This window comes from Sulfoacidibacillus thermotolerans (assembly GCF_003144315.1).
GTDB classification, from domain to species: domain Bacteria; phylum Bacillota; class Bacilli; order Alicyclobacillales; family SLC66; genus Sulfoacidibacillus; species Sulfoacidibacillus thermotolerans.
The window spans coordinates 1-5051 of sequence record NZ_MPDK01000049.1; the positions used below are offsets into that span (position 1 = coordinate 1).

8 protein-coding genes and 1 pseudogene are annotated in these 5051 nt (G+C 43.7%); 4 read left to right on the forward strand and 5 right to left on the reverse strand.

Features of this window, described 5'->3' with window-relative positions:
* Positions 1-250 precede the first annotated feature (250 nt).
* A complete protein-coding gene (locus BM613_RS13810) occupies positions 251-799 on the forward strand; it encodes a hypothetical protein (protein ID WP_146192833.1) in 549 nt (182 codons plus the stop codon).
* A gap of 39 nt (positions 800-838) precedes the next feature.
* Here the strand turns inward: BM613_RS13810 and BM613_RS13815 are convergent, their stop codons facing one another.
* Positions 839-1558 (reverse strand): hypothetical protein, encoded by a 720-nt coding sequence (locus tag BM613_RS13815; protein ID WP_181363190.1) that lies wholly within the window; start codon positions 1556-1558, stop codon positions 839-841.
* 237 nt (positions 1559-1795) lie between these two features.
* Between BM613_RS13815 and BM613_RS13820 the strand changes: the two are divergent.
* Positions 1796-1921 (forward strand): annotated as a pseudogene (locus tag BM613_RS13820) (helix-turn-helix transcriptional regulator); the annotation flags it as partial.
* 85 nt (positions 1922-2006) lie between these two features.
* Here BM613_RS13820 and BM613_RS15390 read toward each other — a convergent pair.
* From BM613_RS15390 to BM613_RS13835, 3 genes are read right to left on the reverse strand one after another with little or no spacing between them, the layout of a single operon-like run.
* Positions 2007-2198: a hypothetical protein gene (locus BM613_RS15390; protein ID WP_219930707.1), complete on the reverse strand. Its 192-nt coding sequence runs from the start codon at positions 2196-2198 to the stop codon at positions 2007-2009.
* Between the two features lie 35 nt (positions 2199-2233).
* Positions 2234-2605, reverse strand: a complete 372-nt coding sequence (locus BM613_RS13830) for an IS3 family transposase (RefSeq protein WP_109431753.1) — start codon at positions 2603-2605, stop codon at positions 2234-2236.
* 59 nt (positions 2606-2664) lie between these two features.
* The gene (locus tag BM613_RS13835) at positions 2665-2940 is read right to left on the reverse strand and encodes a transposase (protein WP_219930708.1); all 276 of its coding nucleotides are present in this window, start codon (positions 2938-2940) and stop codon (positions 2665-2667) included.
* Between the two features lie 588 nt (positions 2941-3528).
* Here BM613_RS13835 and BM613_RS13840 point away from each other — a divergent pair.
* Complete coding sequence (locus tag BM613_RS13840) at positions 3529-3843, forward strand: hypothetical protein (protein ID WP_109431755.1); 315 nt, start codon at positions 3529-3531, stop codon at positions 3841-3843.
* 92 nt (positions 3844-3935) lie between these two features.
* Complete coding sequence (locus BM613_RS13845; RefSeq protein WP_109431756.1) at positions 3936-4844, forward strand: hypothetical protein; 909 nt, start codon at positions 3936-3938, stop codon at positions 4842-4844.
* 4 nt (positions 4845-4848) lie between these two features.
* Here the strand turns inward: BM613_RS13845 and BM613_RS15395 are convergent.
* Positions 4849-5051 (reverse strand): hypothetical protein (locus BM613_RS15395; RefSeq protein ID WP_219930709.1); only part of this gene is annotated, 203 nt, incomplete at its 5' end.

The following is a 5051-nucleotide window of genomic DNA, read 5'->3' on the forward strand; positions in this document are numbered from 1 at the left end:
GGGTATAGGTCTTTATGCTAGATTCCTCCTTTGCTCGTTCATATTCATAGCGTTGGTCTGGTGCGACGTCTCTGACAGCGATCATTATTGCAGTTGTAACTATTCTGTGCATGGCGTCGTCAAAGGAAAGAGAGGTTTATGATTGCATAACCAAAGGGATAAGACACTCAATAATGTGTCGAATTTCTACCGTGCGGTTTTGATCTAATGATCAAGACACCGCGATATTCGAAGACAAAGGGTGGTTTGTGTGCAAAATCGAACACGGGGAATCGGTGTGGCTGCGCTTGCTTTGACATGCTTGGCAATGACGGGGTGTGGGACTACTGTTTCCCGTGTCCATTTAACTAATACAACTGTCTCGCAGAAAACGCAGGCCGTAATTAAAACTAAAAAGTGGACTGAGCCTGATTTTACTGTCGTGAGCATTTGGAATAGTCCACCTCAAATTGGATTTATCACGGACTTTAACAAAGCGCGGCCTATGAATCAATTCTTTAGCCTCGATGACTTTCGGGATGTGCATTTTTGGGACCACGGTTACCGATTTTCGTTTACACTTCTAAGTGCCAATATTCTACACCTGTCCACACCAACGGTACCAGGAGAACAGTATGAACCCACGATTAAGCCGAATAGATTAATGACAATTCCTGGTCCACACAACCCCTGGGTAACCAGCGTAGAGTTTCAGGAAGTCCACGATACGGTACACGTAACCTGTTTTTTGGCGCAATCTGGAACACACTACAGCCTGGGAACGACGCCCGTTGCCTTCTTTTTTCAATTCACTAAGTAACTCAAAAGAGTCGGAAAGGAACTCCGACTCTTTTGGAGGCTAGGAGTTGCATGTATATACCGATTCAGCAAACTGAATCGTATTCATGTTAGCACCCCATTGATCAATGATACTAACTTGCGAACCAGCATCTGAACATGTTCCGTCAAAAGCCATATACCCAACGATATTGCTCCCAGTAACCGGTCCCGTGTAATCCGCTACATCCACCGCGACAAATAATGGAACCCCGAAAGAGTTAGCGTCCCATGTGGTAAAATCGGACTGATTGATATATAATGCACCCGTTAATTCGGAACCTAGTCCAGTGATCCATCCCTCAATTGCAGCATGAGCTTGCCCTGCGCTGTTCGGTTGGTAAGTGCCTTCAAGGTCGAGAACGACATAGGCCGGAACGAATCCGTATGTCTCAGATGCTTTCAGGATCGTTGGAGCGGCCACATCTGAGGCAGCAGTCTCCATTGCAGACTTCCACTCCGCGTTTGTCGCGGATGCCGATGGTCCAGATACTGTCCACACGCTGAGCCACCAAAAATTCACTTTGGCATAAGCGTTTTCGATCATTTGGTCCACAGTCGTATCCTGTCCAGCAGCCTGCAGCGCATAGGTATACGGAGAAGTTGATTGTCCTTCTCCTGCCGTGGCAGCAATTCCAGGCCACCCATAGGTTGTAACTGCCGCTTCAACATCACTCGTGGTGTTAAAATTGGCATAAACACCGACTTGAGGACCACTTCCACCAATATAGGTCATTTTCAATTCATCTCCCTATTTAAAGTGCCTGTTCAAAAAGGGGTCAGGTAAGACCCGCGCAGTGCAAGGAAGCGAGCCAAGAATGTGGACTGAGCATACGTTTTGGGTACGTGAGGGAGCATTCTTGGTGCTGACGCTGCAATGCGCCGGGGAGTTCTGACCCCTTTTTGAACAACCTCTATAAGGAAAAAGGATACTGAATATGGCAGATTTCAATCGATTACGTGAGATCTTCAAGAAAAAGGCATCAAACAAACCTGGTTAGCTGATCGAGCGGGGGTAACCTATCAAACATTGAGTGACATTGTCAATGGGAAACGAACCCTCACGCTCCCTGTAGCCAAGAGAATTGCAAAGGCGCTTAAATGATCAATTGAGGAGATATGGCCGGAGTGATCATTTCCTCCAAGCGTTTTTTGCATGTTTTGCATAGATTTTATGCGTTGCTACAATGTCAGGCTGTGATGACCTTGTGCAAAGCAAAATGATAAAGTTCATCCACCTGTTCGTTAGTGAAAACCTCTTTCTTACTTTTCAGCGAATCAAAGTAGTTAGCAAGATGATCCCTGGATTGTGTTGCATCAAGAATTTTTATAATTACTCGGTCATCTGGCACGTCAACTTTTCGATTGACAAACACAAACATGCTCAAGTAACTTAAGCACCATGAGGTGACTGATGTTAGCTGGGCGTACCATACGTGATATCCGACATCCACACCTGATTCGGACGCTCTGCCTGAAACGTCTGGTTGAGCACATTGTCATGCACAGGGTGGTTGTGTTTTGAGTTGGTGGTTGCCTTGTATTTGCGTACTGTACGGCTCTTGAGCCCGTTTTCTCGCATGATACCAGCCACTGTTTTCTGACCAATCTGTAGCCCTTCGCCACGGAGCACCTGAGTGATCTTTGGACTCCCGTACAAACGCCGAGAGGACAGGTAGATTTCATGGATTCGTCGCGTGACCATGCGTCGATGACGTTTACGCTCACTCTCAGGACGTTTTAACCATGCATAGTAGCCGCTTCGATAAACCTGCAGTACTTTGCACATCCTCTGAACCGAAAAGTCGAAGCGGTTATCATAGATGAATTGATACCTTACTTCCGGTCTTAGCTGAAGATGCGTAACGCCTTTTTTAAGATTTCATTCTCCTCCCGCAACTCCCGGTTCTCACGCTCCAAATCTCTTGCCGCTTGGGCTTCCGGCTTGAGATGCCCGCTACCCACAAATGGATGTTTAGGGTCATCTTTATACTGAGCAATCCAACCGTAAAGCGTCTTTGAAGTGTTTCCAAGATCACGTGCTACCTGGGAGGCAACCTTCCCCTCCTCTATAACCAGTTTAACAGTATTGAGTTTAAAATCGTTGTCGTACTGTCGTTTCAACATGAACACCTCGAATCAAAGATTTACTTATTTTCACATTCTCGATTCGTTGTGTCCACTACTACAGCCTAACACCAGATTTAAACCAACAAAAATAAAGGTCACTAATAATCAGTTGGAGTATCGTTTATGGAATCAAGACCATTGGAACAGCACTCCCATAATAAATCCCAAAATAATGATTTCTAAGGAACGTCGAACTGAACTAATAAAAAAACTGATTTCATCCGATAAGTCAGAACGTAATAGAGGAATTAGTGAGTACATGAGTATTTATTAATTCTCTTTTTCCTTGTCTTTGCGAAAATAGTTTACATAAAGCCGGTTACGAGACCTTACGTAAAGTAAGTAAGCGCGATAATCGACGAAAACAGGAGCAAATGAAAGATCGTGGTTTTACGAAACACGCCTTGAAACAGGGTGTTTCTAAGAAAATGAAAACCCTGACTCAAGGCCTGAAATGGGAAAAAACAATAAAATATTGGCGAACCCCCTGTAAGAATGGGGATGGTAATGATAAGGTAAACATTAAAAGGGAAAAATAGCATTTAGAGAAAACCGATAGAGGTCAATAGGAGGGTAAATGATATGAAACAGATTTATTGCGAACGATGCTCTGATGAAATTAAATCCCGTTCTGATTTAGTTACGAGCTTTAAATTTTTCATGATCAGTGCATACCATACGGATTGTTTTGCAAAGGAACTTAAGGATTTTGGTGGTCTTATTCTTTCTGCAACGCCCATTAATAGCATTTCTACAACCATTATCTTAGCCATAGCAACAATTGCCCTATGGATACTTAGTGCGGTTTCACGTATTTGGTACATAGCAGTTGTTGCTTTAATTTTTCCTTTGTTACGTCTATCATCGTGGTTCATATATGAAAGACGCGTAAATTAGATATGTTAGGAAATTATCGGATGGTATTGACTATTAAAACAAACTTCCATATGATTACTTCAAAATAATTTAGTGTAATAGAGGGTAATTTTATGAAACGCAGATCAGTATTGTTTTCAACAGCACTACTCTTAAGTACAGGTTTTATAGCAAGCAATGTTTCTACCGCCCTAGCAGCTACTACGAATAATTCGTCTAACAGCGTGAATATTGTGCAGCCACTAACTAAAGCTCAAGTGGGCAATACATCGGCTATACTGGCAGTAGAGCAAAACAACATGAAGCAAGCGTTAGCTAAGCTTGATGTTCAATCAACGCTACCAAATATCCAGATTATATCTACATTGCATGGACAGGCTGCACAATCCTCTACTATTCAAAAGTCGCTCACACAGTTGTGGGAATCCCAACATCAAAGTACTCTTAATTCCACGAATGCCACAAGTGCAGGGACAACATCTGGGGTTATACAACCAGATTCTGTACCTATCCCTTATGGAGCTAGCGAGGTAATTGAAACATACCAAGGAGATCCGACCCTTTATGCGGATCAATCACAAACCGCAGCGAACTACAGTGATGCAGAAAATATTTTTATATCAATTGTTGATGATGCTATAGGATTGGTACTCAAGAATCCGGTATCCTCTGTTGTTTGGGATGTAGTAACGTATTACGGTTCCACTTTGAACACTAATGACCCAGTGATGGCGCAATATTTTCACTCGTTTAAATATGGGTATAGGGACGTTTACTTTTGGAACGGTTCCAGTTGGGTCGATACCTATACGACGACGGATCGGGAATGGTATAAGCACGAATTGTCTTCTTGGGTTGATACAAGCAACAATACGCGGACAGAAACTGAGGATTTCAATAGCTCTCCGGTTTTCGTAGACGCAGGGAGCTATTGGTACGACAGTAACAGCCAGTTGGTGAGCATTGCAGAAAATTACTGGGTAACTAACTCTCACGGATGGGATTTTTATCCTGGATATTAAAAAGTTACAATAGACCACCATGCCGCCTGAGCGGCACCAGCAGAAGGATGAAAATGGGCTCGTGTTGAATGACACCTTGGTGGCTGGCGAAGGCAGGTCGTTCCAAACTGGTGCCATGAGCCCGCTCAATAGACTGACTACGACGACCCGGTGCACCACAGTATGTTGCTCCCTTTAGGGAAGCACGCAGGATAGAATGATCTTTAT

What these genes read in the sequence shown, in the direction of transcription:
- BM613_RS15390 (WP_219930707.1), bottom strand. Translation starts at nt 2,198, where the DNA reads ATGTTTGTGTTTGTCAATCGAAAAGTTGACGTGCCAGATGACCGAGTA.
- BM613_RS13830 (WP_109431753.1), bottom strand. Translation starts at nt 2,605, where the DNA reads ATGTGCAAAGTACTGCAGGTTTATCGAAGCGGCTACTATGCATGGTTA.
- BM613_RS13840 (WP_109431755.1), top strand. Translation starts at nt 3,529, where the DNA reads ATGAAACAGATTTATTGCGAACGATGCTCTGATGAAATTAAATCCCGT.
- BM613_RS13845 (WP_109431756.1), top strand. Translation starts at nt 3,936, where the DNA reads ATGAAACGCAGATCAGTATTGTTTTCAACAGCACTACTCTTAAGTACA.